The sequence below is a fragment of the Pseudomonas sp. Sample_24 genome, from assembly GCF_004307605.1.
Taxonomy (GTDB): Bacteria; Pseudomonadota; Gammaproteobacteria; order Pseudomonadales; family Pseudomonadaceae; genus Aquipseudomonas.
On the sequence record NZ_RCNW01000487.1, the window covers coordinates 39,254 to 62,221 of the forward strand.

The 22,968-nt window shown below is 61.3% G+C and carries 26 protein-coding genes; 14 read left to right on the top strand and 12 right to left on the bottom strand.

Annotated features, from left to right (window positions below):
- The first annotated feature begins 66 nt into the window (after window positions 1–66).
- Together D8V06_RS28260 and D8V06_RS28265 are read left to right on the top strand one after the other, a co-directional pair.
- Window positions 67–951, top strand: a complete 885-nt coding sequence (locus D8V06_RS28260) for a sugar nucleotide-binding protein (RefSeq protein WP_130932261.1) — start codon at window positions 67–69, stop codon at window positions 949–951.
- Window positions 944–1,873 (top strand): NAD-dependent epimerase/dehydratase family protein, encoded by a 930-nt coding sequence (locus tag D8V06_RS28265; RefSeq protein WP_130932262.1) that lies wholly within the window; start codon window positions 944–946, stop codon window positions 1,871–1,873. Before D8V06_RS28260 ends, D8V06_RS28265 begins: the two co-directional genes overlap by 8 nt.
- A gap of 156 nt (window positions 1,874–2,029) precedes the next feature.
- Here D8V06_RS28265 and D8V06_RS28275 read toward each other — a convergent pair whose 3' ends face one another.
- The 5 genes from D8V06_RS28275 to D8V06_RS28295 form a co-directional block, all read right to left on the bottom strand.
- Window positions 2,030–2,728, bottom strand: a complete 699-nt coding sequence (locus D8V06_RS28275; RefSeq protein ID WP_056855856.1) for an OmpW family outer membrane protein — start codon at window positions 2,726–2,728, stop codon at window positions 2,030–2,032.
- Window positions 2,729–3,011: 283 nt separating this feature from the next.
- Window positions 3,012–3,530, bottom strand: coding sequence for a DUF3299 domain-containing protein (locus D8V06_RS28280; protein WP_056855855.1), 519 nt, complete (start codon window positions 3,528–3,530; stop codon window positions 3,012–3,014).
- An 11-nt stretch (window positions 3,531–3,541) separates the two neighbouring features.
- Entirely contained in the window at window positions 3,542–4,807 is a 1,266-nt protein-coding gene (locus tag D8V06_RS28285; RefSeq protein WP_056855854.1) for an ABC transporter permease, read from the bottom strand.
- 1 nt (window position 4,808) lies between these two features.
- Entirely contained in the window at window positions 4,809–5,519 is a 711-nt protein-coding gene (locus D8V06_RS28290; protein WP_130932263.1) for an ABC transporter ATP-binding protein, read from the bottom strand.
- Window positions 5,520–5,651: 132 nt separating this feature from the next.
- A complete protein-coding gene (locus tag D8V06_RS28295; RefSeq protein WP_130932264.1) occupies window positions 5,652–6,242 on the bottom strand; it encodes a DUF2796 domain-containing protein in 591 nt (196 codons plus the stop codon).
- 135 nt (window positions 6,243–6,377) lie between these two features.
- On the opposite strand from D8V06_RS28295, the gene D8V06_RS28300 reads away from it, so the two are divergent.
- On the top strand, window positions 6,378–6,716 hold the full coding sequence (locus D8V06_RS28300; protein ID WP_130932265.1) for a hypothetical protein: 339 nt from the start codon (window positions 6,378–6,380) through the stop codon (window positions 6,714–6,716).
- Between the two features lie 91 nt (window positions 6,717–6,807).
- Here the strand turns inward: D8V06_RS28300 and trxA are convergent, their stop codons facing one another.
- The 3 genes from trxA to D8V06_RS28315 form a co-directional block, all read right to left on the bottom strand.
- Window positions 6,808–7,680, bottom strand: coding sequence for a thioredoxin (gene trxA, locus D8V06_RS28305; protein ID WP_056855850.1), 873 nt, complete (start codon window positions 7,678–7,680; stop codon window positions 6,808–6,810).
- 176 nt (window positions 7,681–7,856) lie between these two features.
- On the bottom strand, window positions 7,857–8,513 hold the full coding sequence (locus D8V06_RS28310) for a 50S ribosomal protein L11 methyltransferase (protein WP_130932266.1): 657 nt from the start codon (window positions 8,511–8,513) through the stop codon (window positions 7,857–7,859).
- Window positions 8,510–8,974 carry a YbaY family lipoprotein gene (locus D8V06_RS28315; RefSeq protein WP_056855905.1) on the bottom strand — a complete coding sequence of 155 codons (465 nt, stop codon included), beginning with the start codon at window positions 8,972–8,974 and terminating at the stop codon, window positions 8,510–8,512. The genes D8V06_RS28310 and D8V06_RS28315 overlap by 4 nt, the downstream gene beginning before the upstream one ends.
- 127 nt (window positions 8,975–9,101) lie before the next feature.
- On the opposite strand from D8V06_RS28315, the gene nrdR reads away from it, so the two are divergent.
- The 11 genes from nrdR (at window position 9,102) to D8V06_RS28370 (ending at window position 17,336) form a co-directional block, all read left to right on the top strand.
- Window positions 9,102–9,566 (top strand): transcriptional regulator NrdR, encoded by a 465-nt coding sequence (gene nrdR / locus D8V06_RS28320; protein ID WP_003228656.1) that lies wholly within the window; start codon window positions 9,102–9,104, stop codon window positions 9,564–9,566.
- Window positions 9,563–10,696 carry a bifunctional diaminohydroxyphosphoribosylaminopyrimidine deaminase/5-amino-6-(5-phosphoribosylamino)uracil reductase RibD gene (gene ribD, locus D8V06_RS28325; protein ID WP_130932267.1) on the top strand — a complete coding sequence of 378 codons (1,134 nt, stop codon included), beginning with the start codon at window positions 9,563–9,565 and terminating at the stop codon, window positions 10,694–10,696. The genes nrdR and ribD overlap by 4 nt, the downstream gene beginning before the upstream one ends.
- 47 nt (window positions 10,697–10,743) lie before the next feature.
- On the top strand, window positions 10,744–11,406 hold the full coding sequence (locus tag D8V06_RS28330; protein WP_056855847.1) for a riboflavin synthase: 663 nt from the start codon (window positions 10,744–10,746) through the stop codon (window positions 11,404–11,406).
- A gap of 30 nt (window positions 11,407–11,436) precedes the next feature.
- Entirely contained in the window at window positions 11,437–12,528 is a 1,092-nt protein-coding gene (ribBA, locus tag D8V06_RS28335) for a bifunctional 3,4-dihydroxy-2-butanone-4-phosphate synthase/GTP cyclohydrolase II (RefSeq protein WP_056855846.1), read from the top strand.
- 248 nt (window positions 12,529–12,776) lie between these two features.
- Window positions 12,777–13,253, top strand: a complete 477-nt coding sequence (gene ribE / locus D8V06_RS28340) for a 6,7-dimethyl-8-ribityllumazine synthase (protein ID WP_003228649.1) — start codon at window positions 12,777–12,779, stop codon at window positions 13,251–13,253.
- Complete coding sequence (gene nusB, locus D8V06_RS28345; protein ID WP_008053839.1) at window positions 13,250–13,750, top strand: transcription antitermination factor NusB; 501 nt, start codon at window positions 13,250–13,252, stop codon at window positions 13,748–13,750. The genes ribE and nusB overlap by 4 nt, the downstream gene beginning before the upstream one ends.
- Window positions 13,751–13,777: 27 nt before the next feature.
- Entirely contained in the window at window positions 13,778–14,743 is a 966-nt protein-coding gene (thiL, locus tag D8V06_RS28350; protein WP_130932268.1) for a thiamine-phosphate kinase, read from the top strand.
- Window positions 14,740–15,243 (top strand): phosphatidylglycerophosphatase A, encoded by a 504-nt coding sequence (locus tag D8V06_RS28355; RefSeq protein WP_130906177.1) that lies wholly within the window; start codon window positions 14,740–14,742, stop codon window positions 15,241–15,243. Before thiL ends, D8V06_RS28355 begins: the two co-directional genes overlap by 4 nt.
- A gap of 259 nt (window positions 15,244–15,502) precedes the next feature.
- Window positions 15,503–16,120 (top strand): GTP cyclohydrolase II, encoded by a 618-nt coding sequence (ribA, locus tag D8V06_RS28360; RefSeq protein WP_044465292.1) that lies wholly within the window; start codon window positions 15,503–15,505, stop codon window positions 16,118–16,120.
- Window positions 16,117–16,536, top strand: a complete 420-nt coding sequence (locus tag D8V06_RS28365; RefSeq protein ID WP_056855843.1) for a hypothetical protein — start codon at window positions 16,117–16,119, stop codon at window positions 16,534–16,536. Before ribA ends, D8V06_RS28365 begins: the two co-directional genes overlap by 4 nt.
- Window positions 16,536–17,336, top strand: a complete 801-nt coding sequence (locus tag D8V06_RS28370; RefSeq protein WP_130932269.1) for a cobalamin-binding protein — start codon at window positions 16,536–16,538, stop codon at window positions 17,334–17,336. The genes D8V06_RS28365 and D8V06_RS28370 overlap by 1 nt, the downstream gene beginning before the upstream one ends.
- 48 nt (window positions 17,337–17,384) lie before the next feature.
- Here the strand turns inward: D8V06_RS28370 and D8V06_RS28375 are convergent, their stop codons facing one another.
- From D8V06_RS28375 to D8V06_RS28390, 4 genes are all read right to left on the bottom strand, one after another.
- Window positions 17,385–19,268: a TonB-dependent receptor gene (locus D8V06_RS28375; RefSeq protein WP_130932270.1), complete on the bottom strand. Its 1,884-nt coding sequence runs from the start codon at window positions 19,266–19,268 to the stop codon at window positions 17,385–17,387.
- Between the two features lie 160 nt (window positions 19,269–19,428).
- Window positions 19,429–21,333 (bottom strand): 1-deoxy-D-xylulose-5-phosphate synthase, encoded by a 1,905-nt coding sequence (gene dxs, locus D8V06_RS28380; RefSeq protein ID WP_130932271.1) that lies wholly within the window; start codon window positions 21,331–21,333, stop codon window positions 19,429–19,431.
- A 91-nt stretch (window positions 21,334–21,424) separates the two neighbouring features.
- Entirely contained in the window at window positions 21,425–22,312 is an 888-nt protein-coding gene (gene ispA / locus D8V06_RS28385) for a (2E,6E)-farnesyl diphosphate synthase (protein WP_130907613.1), read from the bottom strand.
- Entirely contained in the window at window positions 22,309–22,551 is a 243-nt protein-coding gene (locus tag D8V06_RS28390) for an exodeoxyribonuclease VII small subunit (protein ID WP_007894317.1), read from the bottom strand. Before D8V06_RS28390 ends, ispA begins: the two co-directional genes overlap by 4 nt.
- Window positions 22,552–22,968 lie beyond the last annotated feature (417 nt).

Genomic DNA, 22,968 nt, shown 5'->3' on the forward strand with positions numbered 1-22,968 from the left:
AATGGCATCGCCCGCGGGCGTTGTCCATTCAGCCATTGTTTTTACCAGACTGGGCCTGCTGACTTTATGCGAATGCGCCTTATGTTACTGGGCGGCGGAAATGCCCTTGGGCAGGCGCTGATTCGCCTCGGTGCGGAAGAAGACATCGGTTTCCTCGCCCCCCGCCCGCCCGAAAACGGCTGGGATGCCGCGAGCCTGACGCAACTGCTCGACGACACCCGTCCGGACGCGTTGATCAACCTCGCCTATTACTTCGACTGGTTCCAGGCGGAGGCGGTCAGCGAACAACGTCTGGCCGGGCAAGAGCGCGCAGTCGAACGCCTGGCCGAACTGTGCCAGCACCACAACATCGTGCTGCTGCAGCCTTCAAGCTATCGCGTGTTCGATGGCTCCCGCGCCACCGCCTACAGCGAAAAAGACGAACCGGTGCCGCTGGGCCTGCGTGGTCAGGCGTTGTGGCGAATCGAGCAGAGCGTTCGCGCTACCTGCCCGCAGCACGTGCTGCTGCGCTTCGGCTGGCTGCTCGATGACAGCCCTGACGGCAGCCTCGGCCGTTTCCTCGAGCGGGCCGAGCAGCCGGATGAATTGCTGCTGGCCGACGACCGTCGGGGTAATCCGACGCCGGTGGACGACGCCGCCCGGGTGATCATTTCGGTGCTCAAGCAACTCGACTGCGCAGCGCCGTTGTGGGGGACTTACCACTACGCCGGGCATGAGGCGACCACGCCGCTGGCGCTGGGGCAGGCGATCCTCACCGAAGCGCGGGCGTTGCATCCGCTGGCGCTCGAAGCACCGACCGCCCAGGCCCATGCCGCGCGGCCGGATGCCGCCGAAGAACCGCAACATGCGGTGCTGGCCTGCAAGAAAATTCTGCACACCTTCGGCATCAAGCCACGCGCCTGGCGTGCGGCACTTCCCGGACTACTGGACAGGTTCTATCGCCATGGCTGACGGCCCCGTTTTAATCACCGGCGGCGCCGGTTTCATTGGCTCGCACCTGACCGATGCCTTGCTCGCCAAGGGCTATTCGGTGCGCATCCTCGATGACTTGTCGACGGGCAAGCGCAGCAATCTGCCATTGGATAATCCGAAGGTCGAACTGATTGTCGGCGACGTCGCCGATGCCGCGCTGGTGGCACGGACCATGGCCGGTTGCAGCGCCGTGGCGCACCTGGCGGCAGTGGCATCGGTGCAGGCTTCGGTGGACGATCCGGTGAAGACCCACCAAAGCAATTTCATCGGTTCGCTGAATGTCTGCGAAGCCATGCGCCAGTCCGCGGTCAAACGGATTGTGTTTGCCTCCAGTGCGGCGGTGTACGGCAACAACGGCGAAGGTGAGTCGATCGATGAAGACACAGCAAAATCACCGTTGACGCCCTACGCGTCAGACAAACTGGCGAGCGAGCACTACTTCGATTTCTACCGGCGCGAGCATGGTCTTGAACCTGTGATCTTTCGCTTCTTCAACATCTTCGGTCCGCGTCAGGATCCGTCCTCGCCGTACTCCGGTGTGATCAGCATTTTCAGCGAGCGCGCGCAGAAAGGCCTGCCGATCACCGTGTTTGGCGACGGCGAGCAGACCCGGGATTTTCTCTACGTCGAGGACCTGGTGAAGTTGCTGGTGCAAGCCATCGAAAAGCCTCAGGTTGAGCTCGGCGCGGTCAACGTTGGCTGGAATCAGGCGACCAGTCTCAAGCAATTGCTGACCGCACTTGAAAGCGTGGTCGGCGAGTTGCCTGCCGTGAGTTACGCCCCGGCACGTTCCGGTGACATCCGCCATTCACGGGCGAACAATCGGCAATTGCTGGAACGTTTCAAAGCCCCCGCGCAAACGCCGTTGAGCGTTGGCCTGGCGCGGCTGCTGGGGCAATAGAAAAAGGCGCCTGTCAAAGCGCCTTTTGCGTATCGTTCCCACGCTCTGCGTGGGAATGCCTCAATGGACGCTCTGCGTCTGCTCTTGGGACGCGGAGCATCCCTGGCCGCATTCCCAAGCGGAGCGTGGGAACGATCTTCACCACCACGTGAATCCTTAGAATTTATAACCCAGACCGACCATGTAGATGAACGGATCGACATCCACGTTCACCCGTGCCCGGGTGCCCGGTGCAACGGCGTTGTTCTCCACGGTCGCGCGGGTGTCGATGTCGATGTAGCGCACCTGGGCGTTGATCATCACGTTGTCGGTCAGCATGTAGTCGGCACCAACCTGCCAGGCCATGCCCCAGGAATTGCTCGCCTTGAAGTTGCTGAAACCGGCGGCACTGGCCTGGCTGCCAACGTGCTCGTCGTAGATCCAGGTGTAGTTGATGCCGGCGCCCACATACGGCTGGAAAGCGGACTTCCCGTCCAGTGGGTAATACACCACGCTCAGCGTCGGCGGCAGGTGTTTGAGCGTACCGAGTTTGCCGTTGGCGGCGCTCAGCGCGGTGTTCTTGAGTTTCACGTCATGCTCGAACGGTGTGGCCGCGAGCAGTTCGATACCCCAGTTGCTGGTCAGCATGTAGGCAACGTTGAGGCCCAATTGCGTGTCGCTGCTCATGGTCGCCTTGCCGCCCAGGTCGGCGCCGCTAAGCGGGCCTTGATCGACCTTCACGGTGGAGCTGTCGGCTTCCGGGTTGACGGTGATCGCGCCGGCGCGAAGGATGATGTCACCCGCCTGATGGGCGTGGGCGAGCGGGGCTGCGAGCGCGAGGGCGACCAGCGATGCGCCGAGCAAAGACTTGTTCATGGGGGCTCCAAAGGACGTTAAAAATGTTCGATGTCCAATGGTAAGTTGCCTAACGATTCGGTCTTTTGATGCAGCTCAATGAAACAGTGGAAGGTCTGGCTTTTGTGGAATGTCTGAGGACCTCTTCGCGGGCAAGCCTCGCTCCTACAGGTTCAGCGTTGCGCCCGAAGCGCTTGTAATGCAGTGCTCATGAACCACAGAACGCGGTCGCCGCACCCCGCGTGCTGCAGGAGCGAGGCTTGCCCGCGAAAGCATCTTCTGAATCAACAAAACAACTCCGGACTCATTCGGGCAATTCATACAGATAAATTTTCTGCGCTTCCATCTGATACCCGGCATCCGCCAATTCGCTGGTGGAGGGCTTGACCTGCATCGGCCCTTCGATCCAGTACGGCTGATACAGCTCATCGAGCTTCACCCCGACTTCGCTTTTGACATGCACGATCTGATTCGACGGCGGTGGCGGCACGTGAATGCAGGCGCCGAAATACGGCACCAGCAGAAAGTCCGTGGTGCGTCCGTCTTCACTCACTTCCAGCGGCACGATGTAGCCCGGCAGGCGAATGTTCTGCCCGTCGAGCGCTTTGACCACCGGCGCATTGGGCATGTCCTGCTTCGCTGCTGGCGCTGACTCGGCAGACAATGCATCGCTCATCTTCGACAGGTCGTGCAGCGGCGTCATGTTCGGCACTTCCGGTGCGGCATCCGGCGGGATCATTTCCGACCAGGTCAGCTCTTTCGGCTCGGCCGCCCATAGCGGCAGGGCGACCAGCATCAACAGCGCAAAGACAGCGCGGGGCATTTTCAAAGTCCTCATAAACGGATCGACAGGCCATCAGCCAGGGATTGGCGATAAGCACGCCAGGCCGGCACGCTGCCCATCAGCAGCGCGGCGATCAGGATGCCACCGAGCAGCGTCCATTCATATTCGCTGGGCCAGGCCAATGGCAAAAACAGCCCGTAATTGGCTTGCACGTAACCTTGGGCCGCGGCGATGCACACGTACAGCAGTGCCACGCCCGCCACTACGCCGGACAGCGCCAGGGCAAAAGCCTCAAGCACCAGCAAGGTCGCAACATGCCACGGCCGTGCGCCCACCGAACGCAGAATCGCCATCTCGCGGCGGCGTTCGTTGAGGCTGGTGAGAATCGCTGTGAGCATGCCGATCAACCCGGTCAGCACCACGAACAAGGACACCACGAACAAGGCTTTTTCGGCGGTGCTCATCAAGCTCCACAGCTCCTGCAGCGCCACCCCCGGGAGGATCGCCAGCATCGGTTCACCACGGAATTCGTTGATCTCGCGTTGCACGGCGAAGGTCGAAATCTTGCTGTTGAGGCCGAGCATGAACGCGGTGATCGCTTGCGGCTTCAGGTCCATGTTGCGTGCCTGATCGGCGCTGATTCGCCCGTTGCCCCGGGCCGGCACACCGTTGTGCCAGTCGATGTGAATCGCTTCCATACCGCCGAGGCTGATGTGCAGCGTTCGGTCCACCGGTGTGCCGGTGCGCTTGAGAATGCCGACCACAGTGAACGGTTTGTCATCGTGCTTGACCAGACTGATCGCCGCCACGCCGTGGGCCAGCACCAGTTTTTCGCCGAGCTTGTATTGCAGCGCATCGGCCACTTCGGCGCCGAGCACCACTTCAAACGGATCAGTGGCGAAGGCGCGGCCAGCGGCCAGTTCCAGGTGTTGTTGACGGCCGTACTGGTAATGCTCGAAGTAGGCCTCGGTGGTGCCCATTACCCGATAGCCGCGATGGGAATCGCCGAGGGACATCGGGATCGCCCATTTCACTTTCGGGTTGTTGGCGAAGTGTTCGAAGCTGTCCCAGCGGATGTTGTTGGTGGCGTTGCCGATGCGGAACACCGAGTACAGCAACAGATTCACCGAGCCGGAGCGCGCGCCGACGATCAGGTCGGTGCCGCTGATGGTGCTGGCGAAACTGGCCTTGGCCTCGGTGCGCACCCGCTCCACCGCCAGCAGCAGGCAGACCGACAGGGCGATGGCGAACGCGGTGAGGATCGCGGTGAAGCGACGGTTAGCCAGGCTGGCCATGGCTAGACGAAACAAATACATCTCAGACCTCGGACGGGCTGGCGGCGCGATTGAGCTCGGCCAGCGACAGGTTGCGATCGAACAGCGGCGCCAGGCTCTGGTCATGGCTGACGAACAACAGACTCGACCCGGCTTCGCGGCATTCGGCGAACAGCAGGCGAATGAAGTTTTCCCGGGCGTCGTAATCGAGCGCCGAAGTCGGTTCGTCGGCGATCACCAACTCCGGCTGACCGATCAACGCGCGTGCGGCGGCCACTCGTTGCTGTTGGCCGATGGACAGCGAATCGGCACGCCGACCGAGGATGTTTTCATCCTTTAAACCCAGGTGGGCGAGCAGGGTGGCGGCGGCTTTATCGACGCTGCCGTGACGCTGCCTGGCCCGTTCGGCGCGCAGTTTGGAGAAGTGGCAGGGCAGTTCGACGTTTTCTCGCACCGACAGAAACGGCAGCAGGTTGAACTGCTGGAAGATGTAGCCGGTGTGATCGACGCGAAAGTGATCGCGGGCACCGGCCGACAGTTCGGTGAGCTCCTGGCCGAGCAGGCGAATGCTGCCGCGATCAGGCTTCTGCACGCCGCCCAGCAAGCCGAGCAGGGTGGTCTTGCCGCTGCCGCTGGGGCCTTTGAGGAACAGGGTTTCACCAGGTGAAAGGCGAAACGCCGGGATGTCCAGCAGCGGCGGATGACCGGGCCAGCTGAAGCCCAGGTCGGACAGTTCGATGAGTGCTTGGGTCATGGCGCCGATTTCAAGAATGTTGATGATCCGTAGGAGCAAAGCTTGCTCGCGATGGCTACACCGCGGTTTAACAGGAGCTCCGCGCTATCGTTCATCGCGGGCAAGCCTTGCTCCTACAGGATCCGGATAGATTCAGAATTTCAGGGCCGCGGCCTGGGCCGTCACTTCAACCCCTTGCTGGCCGCTCGGGCCGATCAGTTGTACCTGAATGGTCCGGGTCGCCGGGAAAGTGTTGAAAATGTTCGCCAGATCCAGGGTCTTCAGCGCCGCCGGTGTGGCGCAGGTGAACTGGTAGTGGGCGTGGATTTCGCTGTGGTCGTGATGATGCTCGTCCTTGGCGTCGCCATCGTGGTCATCATCTACGTCTGGTTTATCGCCAAACAGCGGGCTTTCCAGGGTCTGGTTTTGCACCACGCAGCCTGCAGCTTTCGCCAGGTTGAACAGCGTCAGTGGTTTCTGCAGCTGAGTACGAACCGCTGCGACTTTGGCTTTGTCGGCGTCGGTGGTCGCGGCATGTTCGAAGCCCACCAGGTTCATCGCCGGGCTTTCCAGCTCCAGCTCGAGGGTCTGGCCGTCCAGCGCCGCGTTGAGCCGGCCGACACCGTGCTCATGGGCACCCAGGCTGCCGTGTTCATGATCGTGATCATGGTCATGCTCGTCAGCCGCGTGGGCGACAGCCAGGGGCAACAAGGCAAACGGCAAAGCGAGCAACAGACGACGCATGGCGAGTCTCCGGAAAGTAAAGTGAACAATCTGTTATGTAATCTTATAACGTAAGTGCGGAGAGTTTGACTGGCTGCTTGGCGTTGCACAAGTCCCATGGGAGCATGCAAGTCAGAAATGTGCAGGAGCAGACTTATGTTGCGAATTCGCGGAAGCATCGGCGAATGGCCGGTGGATTTGACGCTGGAAATGGATGACGCCGACTGGGCCAGGCTGGGCGCGCAGTTGCAGGTCGATAAAGTCGACGTCAGCGCGCCAGCGGCGAAACCGATGAGCCAGGATGATTCGCTGTGGCAGGTCGCCAGGGATTTGCTGCGCAAGGCCGGACAGTTGAGCGGGCCGGACCTGCTCGATCAACTTGAAGCTCTGACCGGCAGCGCCGCAGCGGGCAAGCGCTTGTTGGTGCGCCTGCGCCACAGCCCGGATGTGAAGGTGGAAAGCGGCGGCGATACGCCGATTTATCGCTGGCTGTAGGAGCCGGCTTGCTGGCGATGCGGACGCTGCGTTTCAGCAGGTGAACCGCGTCATCGTGCATTGCCAGCAAGCCGGCTCCTACGGGGCGTGATCAGTACAGTGCGGCAAACAACTTGCGACGGTAGGTGCTCACCAGCGGGTGGTCATTGCCCAGCAGCTCGAACACTTGCAGCAAGGTCTTGTGCGGCAGGCCTTCGTTGTAGCTGCGATTGCGGATGAACAACTTGAGCAGGGCATCCAGCGCGGCGTCGTATTGCTGGCGGGCCAATTGCTGAATCGCCAGTTGATAGACCGCTTCGTCGTCCTGGGGGTCTTTCGCCAGTCGCGCCTTCAGGTCAGCGGCATCCGGCAGATCCCGGGCCAGGCCGAGAAACTTGATCTGCGCCTTGGCACCGGCGAGGGCAGCCTTGTGTTCGTCGCTCTTGACCGCATCGAGCACAACTTGCGCCTCGCCCAGCTCACCGCGCTCAGTGAGGCAGCGTGCGTAGAGAATCAGGGCCTTGGCGTTGGTGTTGTCTTCGCCCAGGATGACTTTGAGCAGCGCTTCGGCATCGGCGAATCGGCTGTCGTCGAACAAGGCTTGGGCCTGTTCGAACGGATCGGCCGCGGCAGGTGGCGGCATCTGCACATGAGGTTCAAGCAAGGCGCGCACAGCGGATTCCGGCTGCGCACCGGCAAACCCGTCCACCGGTTGACCGTCCTTGAACAGCACCACGGTCGGCAGGCTGCGAATACCGAAGCGGGCGACGATGTCTTGTTCGATGTCGCAGTTGACCTTGGCCAGCAGCAATTCGCCCTGATAGCTCTCGGCGATGGTCTGCAGCATCGGCATCAACACTTTGCACGGCGCACACCATTCGGCCCAGAAATCCACCAGCACCGGTTTGTGGAAAGAGTTCTCGATCACCGACTGGTCAAAATCGGCAGTCGTGGCGTCGAAGATGTACGGCGTTTGCTGACTCATGGGCAATCTCGTAAAAGCGTGAATGGGGCCACTATACGGCCTGGTGGGGGGCGGCCGGAAGTCGGAACATTGATCGTTCCCACGCTCTGCGTTGGAACGCCTCAAGGGACGCTCTGCGTCTGCTTTTGAGACGCGGAGCGTCTTGGGCTGCATTCCCACGCGGAGCGTGGGAACGATCATGTCCGGGCGGCGTGATACAGGCTCACATGCCGAAACTCTTCCGGCTCGGCCAGATCCGGCAAGGTCATGGCTTCGAGCATTTCGATACGCCGGTACAGCGGATGGCGAAAATCCCGTACCCGCGAATCCGCCACCAGCGCCTCCCGGCCACGACTCAAGAACTCATCGAGCAATGGCAGGTTGGCCCGGTCGTACAGCACGTCCGCCACCAGAATCAGATCGAAGCGATCGGCCTCGGCAAAAAAATCCGTCGAGTAGTCGAGTTGTACGCCATTGAGTTCGGCATTCGCCCGACAGGCGGCAATCGCCAGCGGATCAAGGTCACAGGCCACTACTTCCAGTGCGCCGGCCTTCACCGCGGCAATGCCCGCCACACCGGACCCTGCGCCAAAATCCAGCACACGTTTGCCTTCGACCCAATGCCGGTTGTTGGCCAGATAACGGGCCACGGCCAACCCGCTGGCCCAGCAGAAACTCCAGTAAGGCGGCTCGTGCAGGATGCGCCGGGTTTCTTCTGGGCTGAAGGCACGGTCCATGTTGTCGCCGTCGATCAGCCACAACTTCAGATCGGTCAGCGGTAGCTCACAGGCGACCAAGCGCGCATCACCGAGCAGTTCACCCAACGCCTGTTGCAGGTCGAGCGGTGCACTCATGGGGCTTTGACGAATTGCAGCTGGCCCAGCGCCTGGGTCGTCGGCTGGGTAATCACTTGCGACGGCAGATGCAGGATCAACTGGCCGGACTGGCTGGCGCGGCCTCGCAGTTCGACACGGGCACCGGCGGGGAAGGATTCTGGATTGAAACGCAGGTGGAACGGCAAAATCTGGTTGTTGCCGATCAGGCTGGAACTGGCGAGCAATTGTTGCGGGCGGTCCTTGTCATCGATCACCAGCAAGGCCAGTTCGACTTCGGCACCGGTCGGCACGCCTTGCAGAGTGCCGCTCAATTCCCGTTGATGGGCGGGCAATGGGCCGAGTTTGGCGGCCTCTTTGGCTTTTTTCTGCGCTTGTTGCGGCGCGGGGCCTGGCGTAGGCGGCTGGGGCTGGGGTGCATCGCTGCTGCAGGCCACCAACAGGCTGAAAAGGCTGAGCAAAACGAGCGGACGTAACGACATTGGCAGCTCCGGAAAGATGAAATCCATGGATCAATTGATCATCCCGTCTGTATACCGCAAACCCTATGGCTTGTCTTGCCACCGGGATGCGCTACCATGGCCCTCCCTTTTTTTGTTGCCTGCCACCATGCACTGTCCCTTCTGCGGTGCCAACGACACCAAGGTCATCGACTCGCGTCTGGTCGCCGAGGGCGAACAGGTGCGCCGCCGGCGTGAATGCCTGGCCTGCGGCGAACGTTTCACGACGTTCGAGACCGCCGAACTGGTGTTGCCGCGCCTGATCAAAACCGACGGCAGTCGCCAGCCGTTCGACGAAGAAAAACTCCGTGCCGGCATGCAGCGGGCGCTGGAAAAGCGCCCGGTGAGTGTCGAACGCCTCGAATCGTCGCTGGTGCACATCAAACACAAACTGCGCGCCACCGGCGAACGCGAGGTCAAGTCCCTGGTGGTCGGTGAACTGGTGATGGCCGAGCTGCAAAAGCTCGACGAAGTCGCCTATATCCGTTTCGCTTCGGTGTATCGCCGCTTCCAGGACCTCAACGAGTTCCGCGAAGAGATCGATCGCCTGGCCCGTGAGCCGGTGAAAGAATGACCACGTCCGCCGAACAGGCCATCCTCGACGCGCATTACATGGCGCGCGCCCTCGAGCTGGCGCGCAAGGGGCACTACACGACGCATCCCAATCCACGGGTTGGCTGCGTGATCGTCCAGGCCGGGCAAATTGTCGGCGAAGGCTGGCATGAGCGCGCCGGTGAACCCCACGCCGAAGTCCATGCCTTGCGCGCTGCCGGTGAACTGGCCCGGGGCGCGACCGCTTACGTCACCCTCGAGCCTTGCAGCCACCACGGCCGCACACCGCCCTGCGCCGATGCGCTGGTGAATGCCGGTGTGGCGCGGGTCGTCGCGGCCATGCAGGACCCGAACCCGGATGTTGCCGGCCGTGGCCTGCAACGTCTGGAGCAGGCGGGCATCGCCACCGAAAGCGGTGTGCTGGAAAGCGAAGCGCGCAAGCTCAATCAAGGTTTCCTGAAACGCATGGAACACGGCCTGCCGTTCGTGCGGGTCAAACTGGCCATGAGCCTTGACGGTCGCACGGCGATGGAAAACGGCGAGAGCCAATGGATCACCGGCCCGGCGGCGCGTTCGGCGGTGCAACGCCTGCGAGCCCAGGCCAGCGTGGTATTGACTGGCGCGGACACGGTGCTGGCGGACAATGCTCGTTTGACCGTACGCGCCGATGAGCTGGGCCTGGACGGGGAGCAAACCGCACTGGCCATGAGCCGGCCACCCTTGCGGGTGCTGGTCGACGGGCGTCTGCGGGTGCCGCTGGATGCGCCGTTCTTCAAGGCTGGCCCAGCGTTGGTGGCGACGTGCGTGGCGGTGGAAGAACAATATGCCAATGGCCCGGAATGCCTGATCGTGCCGGGCTACGATGGGCAGGTCGATCTTCGTCAGTTGCTGGTCGAGCTCGCCAGGCGTGACGTCAATGAAGTATTGGTCGAGGCCGGCCCACGGCTGGCGGGTGCCTTCGCCCAACTCGGTCTGGTGGACGAGTTCCAGATTTTCATCGCCGGCAAGTTCATGGGCTCTTCGGCGCGGCCGTTGCTGGATTGGCCGCTCGCGCACATGAAGGATGCGCCCGAGCTGAAAATCACCGAAATTCGCGCGGTTGGCGATGACTGGCGGGTCACTGCCATTCCTTCGCCAGCCGCCAGCGTATAATTCCCGGCCATCGCGTAGGCGCTGGCTTTGTTCTCGAGGAGAACCTCATGTTTACCGGCATCATCGAATCCATCGGCAGTATTCGTGCATTGACCCCAAAGGGCGGTGATGTGCGGGTTCACGTCGAAACCGGCAAGCTCGACCTGAGCGACGTCAAACTGGGCGACAGCATCGCGGTCAATGGCGTGTGCCTGACTGCCGTTGAATTGCCGGGCAATGGCTTTGCGGCGGATGTCAGCCGTGAAACCCTCGACTGCACCGCCATGAACGACCTGAAAAGCGGCAGCCCGGTCAATCTGGAAAAAGCCCTGACCCCGACCACGCGCCTCGGCGGGCATCTGGTCAGCGGTCACGTCGATGGTGTGGGCGAAGTGGTTGCCCGCACCGAGAACGCCCGCGCCGTGGAATTCCGTATCCGCGCGCCAAAAGACCTGGCCAAGTACATCGCGCATAAAGGCTCGATTACTGTCGACGGCACCAGCCTGACCGTGAACGCGGTCGATGGCGCGGAATTCCTGCTGACCATCATTCCGCACACCCTGAGTGAAACCATCATGGCGTCCTACCAGCCAGGTCGCCGGGTGAACCTGGAAGTGGACTTGCTGGCCCGTTATCTGGAACGTCTGCTGTTGGGCGACAAGGCTGCAGAACCAGCCTCCGGCAACATCACCGAAAGCTTTCTGGCCGCCAACGGCTACCTCAAATCCTGAAGCTCAAATTTCAAAAGAAGGGGGTGCCTTGTGGCGCTCAATAGCATCGAAGAGCTGGTTGAAGATATCCGCCAAGGCAAGATGGTCATCCTCATGGATGACGAAGACCGTGAGAACGAAGGCGACCTGATCATGGCCGCCGAGTGCTGCAAGCCCGAACACATCAACTTCATGGCCAAGCACGCCCGTGGACTGATCTGCATGCCGATGAGCCGCGAGCGCTGTGAATTGCTCAAGCTGCCATTGATGGCGCCGCGCAACGGTTCCGGTTTCGGCACCAAGTTCACTGTATCGATCGAAGCGGCCACCGGTGTCACCACCGGCATCTCCGCCGCCGACCGTGCGCGCACCGTGCAAGCGGCTGCGGCCCGTGATGCCAAGGCCGAAGACATCGTCAGCCCGGGCCATATTTTCCCGCTGATGGCCCAGGCCGGCGGTACGCTGGCTCGTGCCGGCCACACCGAAGCGGCGTGCGACCTGGCGCGCATGGCCGGTTTCGAGCCAAGCGGCGTGATCTGCGAAGTGATGAACGACGATGGCACCATGTCCCGTCGCGCCGAACTGGAAGCGTTTGCCGCCGAACACGACATCAAGATCGGCACCATTGCCGACCTGATTCACTATCGGATGATCCACGAACGTACCGTTCAGCGGATTGCCGAGCAGCCGCTGGACAGCGAACTGGGCCAATTCAACCTGGTGACCTATCGTGATTCGGTGGAAGGCGACGTGCACATGGCGCTCACTCTGGGCAACGTTTGCGCAGAAGAGCCGACCCTGGTTCGGGTGCACAACATGGACCCGCTGCGCGACCTGTTGATGGTCAAGCAACCAGGGCGCTGGAGCCTGCGCGCCGCCATGGCTGCGGTTGCCGAGGCCGGCAGTGGCGTGGTGTTGTTGCTCGGTCACCCGCTCGATGGCGACGTGTTGCTGGCGCATATCCGCGAAACCGCCGACCACGCCACCCCGAAAAAACCGACCACCTACAGCATTGTCGGTGCCGGTTCGCAGATTCTGCGAGACCTGGGCGTGCGCAAAATGCGCTTGATGAGCGCACCGATGAAATTTAATGCGATATCCGGTTTCGATCTGGAAGTTGTAGAATACGTGCCCTCCGAATAAGACGCCGGGTTTTGGCCTCGTTGTTCGCTCAAGGCATATTTGATTTATTGTGGCGAGGGAGCTTGCTCCCGCCTGGGTGCGCAGCACCCACAATAGGGGCCGCTTCGCAGCCCAGCGGGAGCAAGCTCCCTCGCCACATAGATATGCAAGTGAACACCGATGTGCGATTTCCGGCGCTGTATTCGCGGTTCAAATATCACTGAGGGATGCGTACGAGACGTGTCCCGGCTCTTTAAGAGATCTAACGAATGACCCTGAAGACCATCGAAGGTACCTTCATCGCCCCTAAAGGCCGCTACGCTTTGGTAGTGGGCCGTTTCAACAGCTTCGTCGTTGAAAGCCTGGTCAGCGGTGCAGTTGATGCCCTGGTTCGCCACGGCGTGAGCGAAAGCGACATCACCATCATCCGCGCGCCTGGCGCCTTCGAAATTCCGCTGGTTGCGCAGAAAGTCGCTCAGAAAGGCGAGTTCGCAGCAATCATCGCCCTGGGCGCGGTCATTCGTGGCGGTACTCCGCACTTCGAATACGTGGCTGGCGAGTGCACCAAGGGCCTGGCCCAGGTGTCCATGGAATTCGGCGTACCGGTCGCTTTCGGCGTCCTGACCGTTGATTCCATCGAGCAAGCCATCGAACGTTCCGGCACCAAGGCCGGCAACAAAGGTGCTGAAGCTGCCCTGTCCGCTCTGGAAATGGTCAGCCTGCTGGCGCAGTTGGAGGCCAAGTGATTAGCGACGAAAGCGATCGTTTCAACCCGCGCGATCCAAAGCCTGCGGATGCCGGCAAGCCATCGAAAAGCGTCAAGCGCCGCGAAGCCCGTCAGCTCGCGACCCAGGCGCTGTACCAATGGCACATGGCCAAGCAGTCGCTGAACGAGATCGAAGCGCAGTTCCGGGTCGATAACGATTTCACCGATGTCGATGGCGCCTATTTCCGCGAAATCCTGCACGGGGTTCCGCAGTTCAAGACCGAAATCGACACTGCACTCACGCCGTGCCTCGACCTGACCATCGAAGAACTGGACCCGGTTGAGCTGGCGGTTTTGCGTCTGTCCACCTGGGAACTGCTCAAGCGCGTCGACGTGCCGTACCGCGTTGTGATCAACGAAGGTATCGAACTGGCCAAGGTTTTCGGTTCCACCGACGGCCACAAGTTCGTCAATGGTGTGCTCGACAAGCTGGCTCCGCGTCTGCGTGAAGCTGAAGTGAAGGCGTTCAAGCGCTGATCCGCGCTTGAACCTCTTGACTGCGCCATGGGCGAGTTTGAGCTGATCCGCAATTACTTTGCCGCCGCGCCTTGTGCGCAGGGCGGCGAAGGCGTTGCCCTCGGGATCGGCGACGACTGCGCCTTGCTGGCTGTTCCTCCCGGGGAACAGTTGGCCATATCTACCGATACGCTGGTGGCTGGTGTGCATTTCGCCGACCCCTGCGATCCTTTTCTGCTCGGCCAGCGCTCGCTGGCCGTGGCCGTCAGCGACCTCGCCGCCATGGGCGCCACTCCGGTCGCCTTTACCCTTGCCCTGACCTTGCCGACGGTAACCACCGATTGGTTGCAAGCCTATGCCCGTGGTTTGAACCAGATGGCGCAAAGTTGCGGCGTGGCGTTGGTCGGTGGCGATACGACTCGGGGGCCGTTGAGCCTGACCATGACCGTGTTTGGCCGCGTGCCGTCCGGCAAGGCGTTGACCCGCAGCGGCGCACAAGCGGGCGATCTGTTGTGTGTCGGCGGTGAGTTGGGCAATGCCGCCGGCGCGTTGCCGCTGGTGCTCGGTCAGCGCACGGCAGATGCTGCCATCGCCGAGCCGTTGCTGGCGCACTACTGGTCACCGCGACCACAACTCGGGCTGGGCCAGGCTTTGCGCGGCAAGGCTACTTCGGCGCTGGACATTTCCGATGGCCTGCTCGCGGATTGCGGGCATATCGCTCTCGCGTCGAAGGTCGGCCTGCAAGTCGAGCGTGACCGTTTGCCACTGTCGCAGGCGCTGGTGGCCTTCCTGGGCCAGCCCGATGCGCAAAGCGCAGCCCTGAGCGGTGGCGATGACTACGTACTGGCGTTCACTTTACCGTCCGTCGAGTTGCCGACGTTGCTGGCCAACGGTTGGCCGATTCATGTGATCGGCCGCGTGGTGAGAGGGCAGGGCGTGACGCTGCTGGATGCCGACGGACAGGACATCACCCCGCAAACCCGGGGTTACCAACATTTTCGGGAGTCACCGTGACAGATCACCCCAAGCAGGTCCCGGCGGAATTCGTGCCGTCGTCGGTCTGGCGTAATCCGTGGCATTTTTTGGCGTTCGGCTTCGGCTCGGGCACCTTGCCAAAGGCTCCGGGGACTTGGGGGTCGTTAGTTGCGCTACCCTTTGTTCCGCTGTGGCAGATGCTGCCCGACTGGGGCTACTGGTTGATGCTCGGCATCACCATGCTGTTCGGGTTCTGGCTGTGCGGCAAAGTGGCCGATGATTTGCGCGTACACGACCATGAAGGCATCGTCTGGGACGAAATGGTCGGAATGTGGATTACCTTGTGGCTGGTGCCCGAAGGATGGCAGTGGCTGTTGGCAGGGTTCTTGATGTTCCGCCTCTTCGATATTCTCAAACCTTGGCCGATTCACTGGATCGACCGGCACGTCCACGGCGGTGTCGGGATCATGCTCGATGACGTATTGGCCGGGGTGTTTGCCTGGCTGGCGATGCAAGGATTGGTGTGGATTTTCGTCTGAGGGGTTAAGTGGGAGAACCAGGATGGCTCGGCGCAATTAACCAACCCTCTTGAGGCGCTGCCGAAACCTGTAATCTTTTGATTTTTGCTTTACAAGATCAAGAGATCGCAGCCTGCGGCGACTCCTGCAGAAACAGATCGGGCCGGATATCAAACTTTTTGATAGTTATCGCCGATAATTCAGCCTAAGCGTCGCCCGGAACGTGCTGTTACAATGCCGACCTGCGAATCTTCAGACTCTTTAGATCAGGAGCACACCGGTGCCTGTCGTTTTTGTCGCCGCTTCCAAGCTGCCAACGCCTTTTGCGCAATTCACCATGCACGGTTTTCTCGACGAAGCCACCGGCCGCGAGCACGTCGTGCTGAGCCTGGGTGAGATCGCCGACGGTGCCCCGGTACTCGGCCGGCTGCATTCCGAATGCCTGACCGGCGATGCCTTGTTCAGCCAGCGCTGCGATTGCGGTTCGCAACTGGAGGCCGCGCTGCAAGCCATTGCCCGTGAAGGCCGTGGCGTGCTGTTGTACTTGCGGCAGGAAGGTCGTGGCATCGGCCTGCTTAACAAGATCCGCGCCTACGAATTGCAAGATGGCGGTGCCGACACCGTTGAAGCCAACGAGCGCCTGGGCTTTGCCGCGGACCAGCGGGATTACGCCATGTGCCTGCCGATGCTCGAGCACCTGGGCGTCAAGTCCCTGCGTCTGATGACCAACAACCCACGCAAGGTCAAAGCCTTGACCGACATGGGCATCGTGGTTGCCGAGCGCGTGCCGCTGCACACCGGCCATAATCCGCACAACAAACTCTATCTGGCCACCAAAGCCAGCAAGCTCGACCACATGATGGGTAATGAGCATCAGGGCGAGGTAGACCGGGCGTGACCCGCGGTCAGGTGCGGCGGCGACTGTCCGTCAACTGGTGGCAATACCTGGCGCTGGCCTTGTTGCCGCTGTTCGTGATCAACGGTGTGTTCGGCCAGACCGAAGCGATTCTGCCAGTGCTGGCGATGCCATTGTTCATCGCTGGCGTCGCCTCGATGTTCGTCAGCCTGAAGTTTTTCGGTCGATACAAACACGCGCTGATCGCCACCCAGAAAGCCCTCGACACCCCAGAAGAACCCGCTGCGTGGATCAGCCTGGCAGCCAAGCGCCGTGCGGCATTGCTCGTCGCTGGCCTGCCGGCCTGGATTGGTGCGTTGGCGGTGTTTGTCGGCCTCGAGGCAGTACCGCTGATGTTGTTGGCACTGTCGACCGCGGTGCTGTTCTATCTCTACCGTATTCCGCGTCAACTCGGTTGATGCGCGCGGTCTGGCTGACGGTTCTGCTGTTGGCCTTCAGTGGTTCGACAAGCGCGGTCGAGCGAGTCGTCAGCCTCGCGCCTTCTCTTTCCGAAATCGTTGTTGAACTGGGTTCGGCCGACCTATTGGTGGGTGTGCTGGATGCCGGTGAGCGTCCCGCCGAACTCAAGCATCTGCCTTCCGTTGGCCGCTACGGTCAGTTGGACATCGAGCGCTTGCTCAGCTTGCAGCCCGACTTGCTGTTGCTTTGGCCCGGCAGCGTCAGCCCGGCCCAGCGTGATCAGCTCCAGCGCCTGAACATCCCGACTTTCGTCGCCGAGCCACACACACTCGATCAACTGACCCAGCAGATCGAGGCGATCGCCTCGCAACTCGGCCGCCGCGAACGCGGGGCTGCACTGACTTCCGATCTACGCCAGCGACTTGCGCAGTTGCGTCAACGCTATCGACGGGATCAACCATTGCGGGTGTTCTATCAGGTCTGGGATCGGCCGCTTTACACCGTCGGTGGCGGGCAGATCATCAGCGATGCGCTGGAGGTTTGCGGCGCCCGTAACGTATTTGCCGACCTGACGTTGCCGGCGCCGCAAGTCAGTGTGGAGGCAGTGTTGCAGCGTAATCCCGAGCTGATTCTGGCGAGTGATCAGGCGCAGCTTGATGCGTGGAAGGCGTGGCCGCAGGTCACGGCCGTGGCGCAAGGTCAGTTGCGATTGGTCACGGACAAAGGCCTGGAACGGCCCAGTGGGCAGATGATCGAGGCAACCGCCAAGTTGTGCCAGTTGATTGCGCCGGATCGCTAAAAAGCTTTGAATGATGGTTCCCACGCGGAGCGTGGGAACCATCGTGGGTCAGAGTTCCGGGGTCCAGGTCACACCGAACATCCACGCCCGACCTTCCTCGCGATACCCATACTGATTGCCTTCATGGCTGTACAGCACTCGGCTGTAACCCTTGTCCAGCAGGTTATCGACCTTCAGCTCGAGATTGATATGGCGATTGAGCGCCCAGCTACTGCGTAAGCCCAGCAACGCATAACCGCCCAATGGCTGCTGATTGTTCAAGTCGTCATAGCTGCTACTGACCGCCTGCCAACTGGCACCGAGGCCCAGTCGATCAAACTGCCGGTCGAGGTCCAGGCTCACAGTGCGGCGTGCGCGGCGGGCCAGGGTGTGGCCGCTTTCGCGGTCCCGTGGGTCGATGATCGCCACGCCGAGGTTGCTCTGCCAACCGAACAGTTCTTGCTTCAGCGCCGCTTCAAAGCCGTTGATCCGTGCCGACGCAACGTTTTCCGGGCGTGAGTTGCTGCCGAAGATGATCGCGTCTTCAAGGTCAGTACGGTACAGCGATGCTTCCAGTCGACTGGTCTCGGTCAACTGACTGCGCCATTGCAACTCGTAGCTTTTCGAGGTTTCCGGTTTCAGGTCGGGGTTGCTGAAGTCCGGGTAATACAAGTCATTGAAGGTTGGTGCGCGGAAACCTTCGCTGTAGGTCAGCAGCACATCGTTGTCAGGGTTCAGCGGCAGGGTCAGGGTGCCGCTCCAGCTGTTCTGGCCGCCGAATTGCTGGTTCTGGTCACGGCGCAAACCCAGCTCGGTGGAGAAGTGGTCGGCCTGAAAGCGATGCTGGATAAATGCTGCGCGGTTCCAGCGACTGTCTTCCTCGAATGCGGTGCTGCTGTTGAGCCGGTCTTCATACCAGTCACCGCCAAGAATCAGGCTGTTGCGCTCGTTGAGTGTCAGGTCGTTCTGCCAGTTCACCGAGTCGCGGTAGGTGTTAAACACGCTGCGTTCATCACTGAGTTTGTCGAAGGTTTTCTCGCGGTTTTCGCTGTGACCGAATTCGATGCGGGTTTTCCACAGATCGTTGACCCGCGCGTCGACGTAGCTGCTGACGCTGCTCACGTCGAACTCGTTGTAGGGCTGCTCCTGGACTGACTCGAAGGTATTCAGGTCGAAGCGACCGAACGGGTTGTCGTATTCAGTTTTGCCACGGTTATCCAGCACATTGGCGCCGATTTCAATGTCATCGGTCAGGGCATGGCTGAGGCTCAGGCTGAACGATTTATTGCGGTAAGCATCGTGATCGCCATCGCTGGGATACGACTCGTGAGTGCGATTTATTCCGGCGGTTTCATTGAGGCTGGCACCCAGATTGAAGCGTGTCTGCTCATCGCCGCCAGACAAGCCGAGGCTGCGTTCCCAGGTCTGGTTGCTGCCGAAACCGACATGCATTTGTGGACGCAATCCCGGTTCGCTGCCACGCCGGGTGAAAATCTGGATCACCCCGCCAATCGCATCGCTGCCATAAATCGCCGAACGGGAGCCGCGCAACACTTCTACGCGCTCGACCTGTTCAATGTTGATGTGTTGCAGATTGCTGTCGCCCGAGGATGAATTGCCGATGCGTTGACCGTCCACCAGCACCAGGCTTTGCGCCGACTGTGTGCCGCGAATGTAAATCCCCGGCAGACTGCCGCGACCACCGGTTTGCGCTACCTGCACCCCCGGCACCCGGCGCAGCAGTTCGGTGACGCTGTCTGGTTGCAGGCGGTCGATGTCTTCGCGGGTGAACACGGTGTTGGCGGCGCTGCTGTCGTTGCGCGCTTCGACCTGACGGTTGGCGCTGATCAGCACGTCGGGCAGCTTCAGGGCTTGATCGCGTTCGAAGGTGTCGGCCAGCAGTGGGCCGGCCGGCAGGAGGGTCAGCGACAGGGCGAGAGGGGAGAGTTTCATGGCAGTCCGTTAATACGTTGGAGCGAACCAAATCTTAAGATCGCAAAAAACCAATGTAGGAGCGAGCCTGCTCGCGATGACGGTATGTCAGTCAGAGAATCGGTTGACTGTCAGTCCGCTATCGCGAGCAGGCTCGCTCCTACAGGGTTTTGCGTAAGTCTTATATTGAGGTGTTCAGCAGTTGCAGGCGCGTGCGAATCGAAGCTTCGATTCCGGCCTCATCCAGCCCGCACTCAGCCAGCATTTGCGCAGGCTTGGCGTGTTCGACGTAGATGTCTGGCAAGCCCAGGTGCAGCATCGACTTGAGTATGTTCTCGCGGGCGAGTAACTCGCTGACTGCGCCACCGGCGCCGCCCATGATCGCGTTCTCTTCGATGGTCACCAACAGCTCATGGCTGGCCGCGATCTGGCGAACGAGTTCCTCGTCCAGCGGTTTGACGAAACGCATGTCGACCACGGTTGCATCCAGCTTCTCTGCGACTTTCAGCGCCTCGGCCAGTTGCACGCCGAACACCAGCAGGGCGACTTTGCTGCCCTGGCGGCGAACCACGCCTTTGCCGATCTCGATGGGCTCGAGGTCTTTTTCGATAGTCGCATTCGGGCCATTGCCGCGCGGGTAACGCACCGCCGCCGGGCCTTCGTAAAGGTGACCGGTGGTGAGCATTTTGCGCAGTTCGTTCTCATCGCTCGGGGTCATCACCAGCATGCCGGGGATGCAGCGCAGGAAAGACAGATCGAAGCTGCCAGCGTGGGTCGGGCCGTCTTCGCCAACCAGCCCGGCGCGATCGATGGCGAACAGCACGTCGAGGTTCTGCACCGCCACGTCATGTATCAACTGGTCGTAACCGCGTTGCAGGAAGGTCGAATAGATCGCCACGACCGGTTTGGCGCCTTCACAGGCCATGCCGGCCGCGAGGGTCACCGCGTGTTGCTCGGCAATCGCCACGTCGAAGTAGCGCAGCGGAAAACGCTCGCTGAAGGCCACCAGGTCGGAGCCTTCCTTCATCGCCGGCGTGATGCCGACCAGGCGCGGGTCAGCAGCGGCCATGTCGCACAGCCATTCGCCGAACACACCGGAATACTTCGGCCCGCTGGCTTTTTTCGGCGCAGCGGCCGGGGCGTCCAGCGGCTCAAGCTTGGTGATGGCGTGGTAACCGATCGGGTCGACTTCCGCCGGGGCGAAGCCTTTGCCTTTTTTGGTGACGACGTGCAGGAATTGCGGGCCTTTGAGATCGCGCATGTTGCGCAGGGTGGCGATCAGGGTCGGCAAGTCGTGGCCATCGATCGGACCGATGTAGTTCCAGCCCAGCTCTTCGAACAGCGTGCCGGGGACCAGCATGCCTTTGGCGTACTCTTCGGTACGACGGGCGATTTCCCAGGCGCCGGGCAGCCGTGACAGCACTTTTTTGCTGCCTTCGCGCATGCTCGCGTAAGTGCGGCTGGAAAGAATCTTCGCCAGGTAGTTCGACAAACCCCCGACATTGCGCGAGATCGACATGTCGTTGTCGTTGAGGATCACCAGCATATTGGCGTCCACTTCCGGCGCATGGTTCAGCGCTTCGAACGCCATGCCGGCCGTCAGTGCGCCGTCACCGATCACAGCGATGGCCTTGCGATCACTGTTTTGCAGGCGGGCGGCAATCGCCATGCCCAGCGCGGCACTGATCGAGGTGCTGGAGTGGCCGACGCCAAAGGTGTCGTACTCGCTCTCGGAGCGGCGCGGGAAAGCGGCAACGCCGTCCTTCTGGCGCAGGGTGCCCATGCGCTCGCGGCGACCGGTGAGGATCTTGTGCGGATAAGCCTGATGACCCACGTCCCACACCAACCGGTCGTCCGGGGTGTCGAAAACGTAATGCAACGCGATGGTCAGCTCGATCACGCCCAGGCCGGCACCAAAATGCCCACCGGTCTGGCCGACCGTGTAGAGCAATTCCAGGCGCAACTCATCGGCCAGGGTTTCCAGCTCGGCTTCGCCTAACCGGCGCAGGCCGTCCGGCGTGTTCGCGCGGTCGAGCAGGGGCGTGGTCGGGCGCTTGCGGGGAATCTCATGAAACGTCGTGGGCATCAGGCGAATCGTTATAGGTATAAAAGATGCGGCAGTTTACCTGATGCATCGGCCCCTGCCCACGCGTTGGTATTTTTTGGCGCAAACGCCGTCAGCTGCGGCGCTCGACGATATACCGGGCCAGGTCACGCAATGGCTCGGCCGCCGCGTCAAACGGTCGCAGCGCATGCAGGGCCTGATCGCGCAGTTCCAGGGCGTAGGCCTTGGCCGCGTCGAGGCCGAGCAGGGCCGGGTAGGTCGGCTTGTCGCGGGCAATGTCCGCCCCCTGGCGTTTGCCGAGGGTTTCGGTATCGCTTTCGACGTCGAGAATGTCGTCCTGAACCTGAAACGCCAGGCCGATAGCCCTTGCATAAGTCTGCAGGGATTTCAGTTCGTCCTTCTCGGCACGGCCACTGGCCAGGGCGCCGAGTTTGACGCTGACTTCGATCAAGGCACCGGTCTTGTGCCGATGCATGTATTCGAGGGCTTTTTGATCGAGCTTCAGGCCGACCGAGCCCAGGTCGATGGCTTGACCGCCGACCATGCCGGCCGGGCCTGCAGCCTGGGCCAGTGCGGTGACCATTTGCAGGCGGATGTCGGCTTCTGCATGGCTCAGGCGCGGGTCGAGCAGGGCGCTGAACGCCAGGCTCTGCAAACCGTCACCGGCGAGAATCGCGCAGGCTTCATCGAATTTCTTGTGGGTGGTGGGCTGGCCGCGACGCAGGTCATCATCGTCCATGGCCGGCAAATCGTCATGCACCAGCGAATAGGCGTGGATCAATTCCACTGCGCAGGCCGCGCCGTTGGCTTGCTCGGCCTTTCCGCCAAGCGCTTCGCAGGCTGCATAGGCCAACAATGGACGCACGCGCTTGCCGCCGTTCATCACGCTGTAGCGCATTGCTTCGTAGAGCCGCGCGAGCTCAGAGCTCGGGGCGATGAACAGGGTTTCGAGAGCCGCATTGACCCGGGCCTGGCTGGTCGCCGAATACGCTGCAATCATTCTGGCTGGTCCGCGTCGAAGGGTTCCTCGGCCAGCTCGCCATCACGCTCGAGCAGCACCTGAACCTTCTGCTCAGCCTGCGCCAGCGCCGCCTGGCAATCGCGGGTCAGACCGATGCCTTGCTCGAAAGCGGTCAACGAATCTTCCAGCGACAATTCGCCATTCTCCAGACGTTCCACCAGCGTTTGCAGGTCGGCGAGGGATTGTTCGAAATCCAGTGCAGCTTTTTTGCGGGCCATGGCGGCGATTTCCGGTTGACGTTAAACCGGCGCGACACTAGCAGATAGGGGGGGTATGGGCAAATCAGCGGCCATTGAGTAGCCCTGATCATGAGGGGGAAACGCAGCCTGCGCTGTTCGCTTGGGATGGATGTTCATTTGAATGAGGAGCGAGCCAGCTCGCGATGGACTTCAACGATAACACTTGCGCTCTGAATGGACGTGGTATCTGGACATTTTTCGCGAGCAGGCTCGCTCCTACAGGTTTCAATGAAACTTTGGCTTTGGCTTTGGTTGTTGATCTTGATTTGGTATTTGATCTGCCCCGTTGGAAGGCCGAGTGGAGGTTCTGCGCAGTGGGCACCGCGGCAAGGATGCCGCGGTAGCCGCCCCCGGCCATGGATGGCCGATGGCGGCGGGCCCACGGAGCAGGACCGG

Bases quoted from the DNA above. Each gene is read 5' to 3' on its own strand.
- D8V06_RS28280 (WP_056855855.1), bottom strand. From the start codon at position 3,530: ATGCCCCGCGCTGTCTTTGCGCTGTTGATGCTGGTCGCCCTGCCGCTA.
- D8V06_RS28275 (WP_056855856.1), bottom strand. From the start codon at position 2,728: ATGAACAAGTCTTTGCTCGGCGCATCGCTGGTCGCCCTCGCGCTCGCA.
- D8V06_RS28295 (WP_130932264.1), bottom strand. From the start codon at position 6,242: ATGCGTCGTCTGTTGCTCGCTTTGCCGTTTGCCTTGTTGCCCCTGGCT.
- D8V06_RS28375 (WP_130932270.1), bottom strand. From the start codon at position 19,268: ATGAAACTCTCCCCTCTCGCCCTGTCGCTGACCCTCCTGCCGGCCGGC.
- D8V06_RS28260 (WP_130932261.1), top strand. From the start codon at position 67: ATGCGAATGCGCCTTATGTTACTGGGCGGCGGAAATGCCCTTGGGCAG.
- D8V06_RS28265 (WP_130932262.1), top strand. From the start codon at position 944: ATGGCTGACGGCCCCGTTTTAATCACCGGCGGCGCCGGTTTCATTGGC.
- ispA (WP_130907613.1), bottom strand. From the start codon at position 22,312: ATGATTGCAGCGTATTCGGCGACCAGCCAGGCCCGGGTCAATGCGGCT.
- thiL (WP_130932268.1), top strand. From the start codon at position 13,778: ATGGGCGAGTTTGAGCTGATCCGCAATTACTTTGCCGCCGCGCCTTGT.
- D8V06_RS28330 (WP_056855847.1), top strand. From the start codon at position 10,744: ATGTTTACCGGCATCATCGAATCCATCGGCAGTATTCGTGCATTGACC.
- D8V06_RS28370 (WP_130932269.1), top strand. From the start codon at position 16,536: ATGCGCGCGGTCTGGCTGACGGTTCTGCTGTTGGCCTTCAGTGGTTCG.
- D8V06_RS28290 (WP_130932263.1), bottom strand. From the start codon at position 5,519: ATGACCCAAGCACTCATCGAACTGTCCGACCTGGGCTTCAGCTGGCCC.
- nrdR (WP_003228656.1), top strand. From the start codon at position 9,102: ATGCACTGTCCCTTCTGCGGTGCCAACGACACCAAGGTCATCGACTCG.
- D8V06_RS28310 (WP_130932266.1), bottom strand. From the start codon at position 8,513: ATGAGTGCACCGCTCGACCTGCAACAGGCGTTGGGTGAACTGCTCGGT.
- trxA (WP_056855850.1), bottom strand. From the start codon at position 7,680: ATGAGTCAGCAAACGCCGTACATCTTCGACGCCACGACTGCCGATTTT.
- ribE (WP_003228649.1), top strand. From the start codon at position 12,777: ATGACCCTGAAGACCATCGAAGGTACCTTCATCGCCCCTAAAGGCCGC.
- D8V06_RS28300 (WP_130932265.1), top strand. From the start codon at position 6,378: ATGTTGCGAATTCGCGGAAGCATCGGCGAATGGCCGGTGGATTTGACG.
- D8V06_RS28285 (WP_056855854.1), bottom strand. From the start codon at position 4,807: ATGTATTTGTTTCGTCTAGCCATGGCCAGCCTGGCTAACCGTCGCTTC.
- D8V06_RS28390 (WP_007894317.1), bottom strand. From the start codon at position 22,551: ATGGCCCGCAAAAAAGCTGCACTGGATTTCGAACAATCCCTCGCCGAC.
- dxs (WP_130932271.1), bottom strand. From the start codon at position 21,333: ATGCCCACGACGTTTCATGAGATTCCCCGCAAGCGCCCGACCACGCCC.
- D8V06_RS28315 (WP_056855905.1), bottom strand. From the start codon at position 8,974: ATGTCGTTACGTCCGCTCGTTTTGCTCAGCCTTTTCAGCCTGTTGGTG.
- ribD (WP_130932267.1), top strand. From the start codon at position 9,563: ATGACCACGTCCGCCGAACAGGCCATCCTCGACGCGCATTACATGGCG.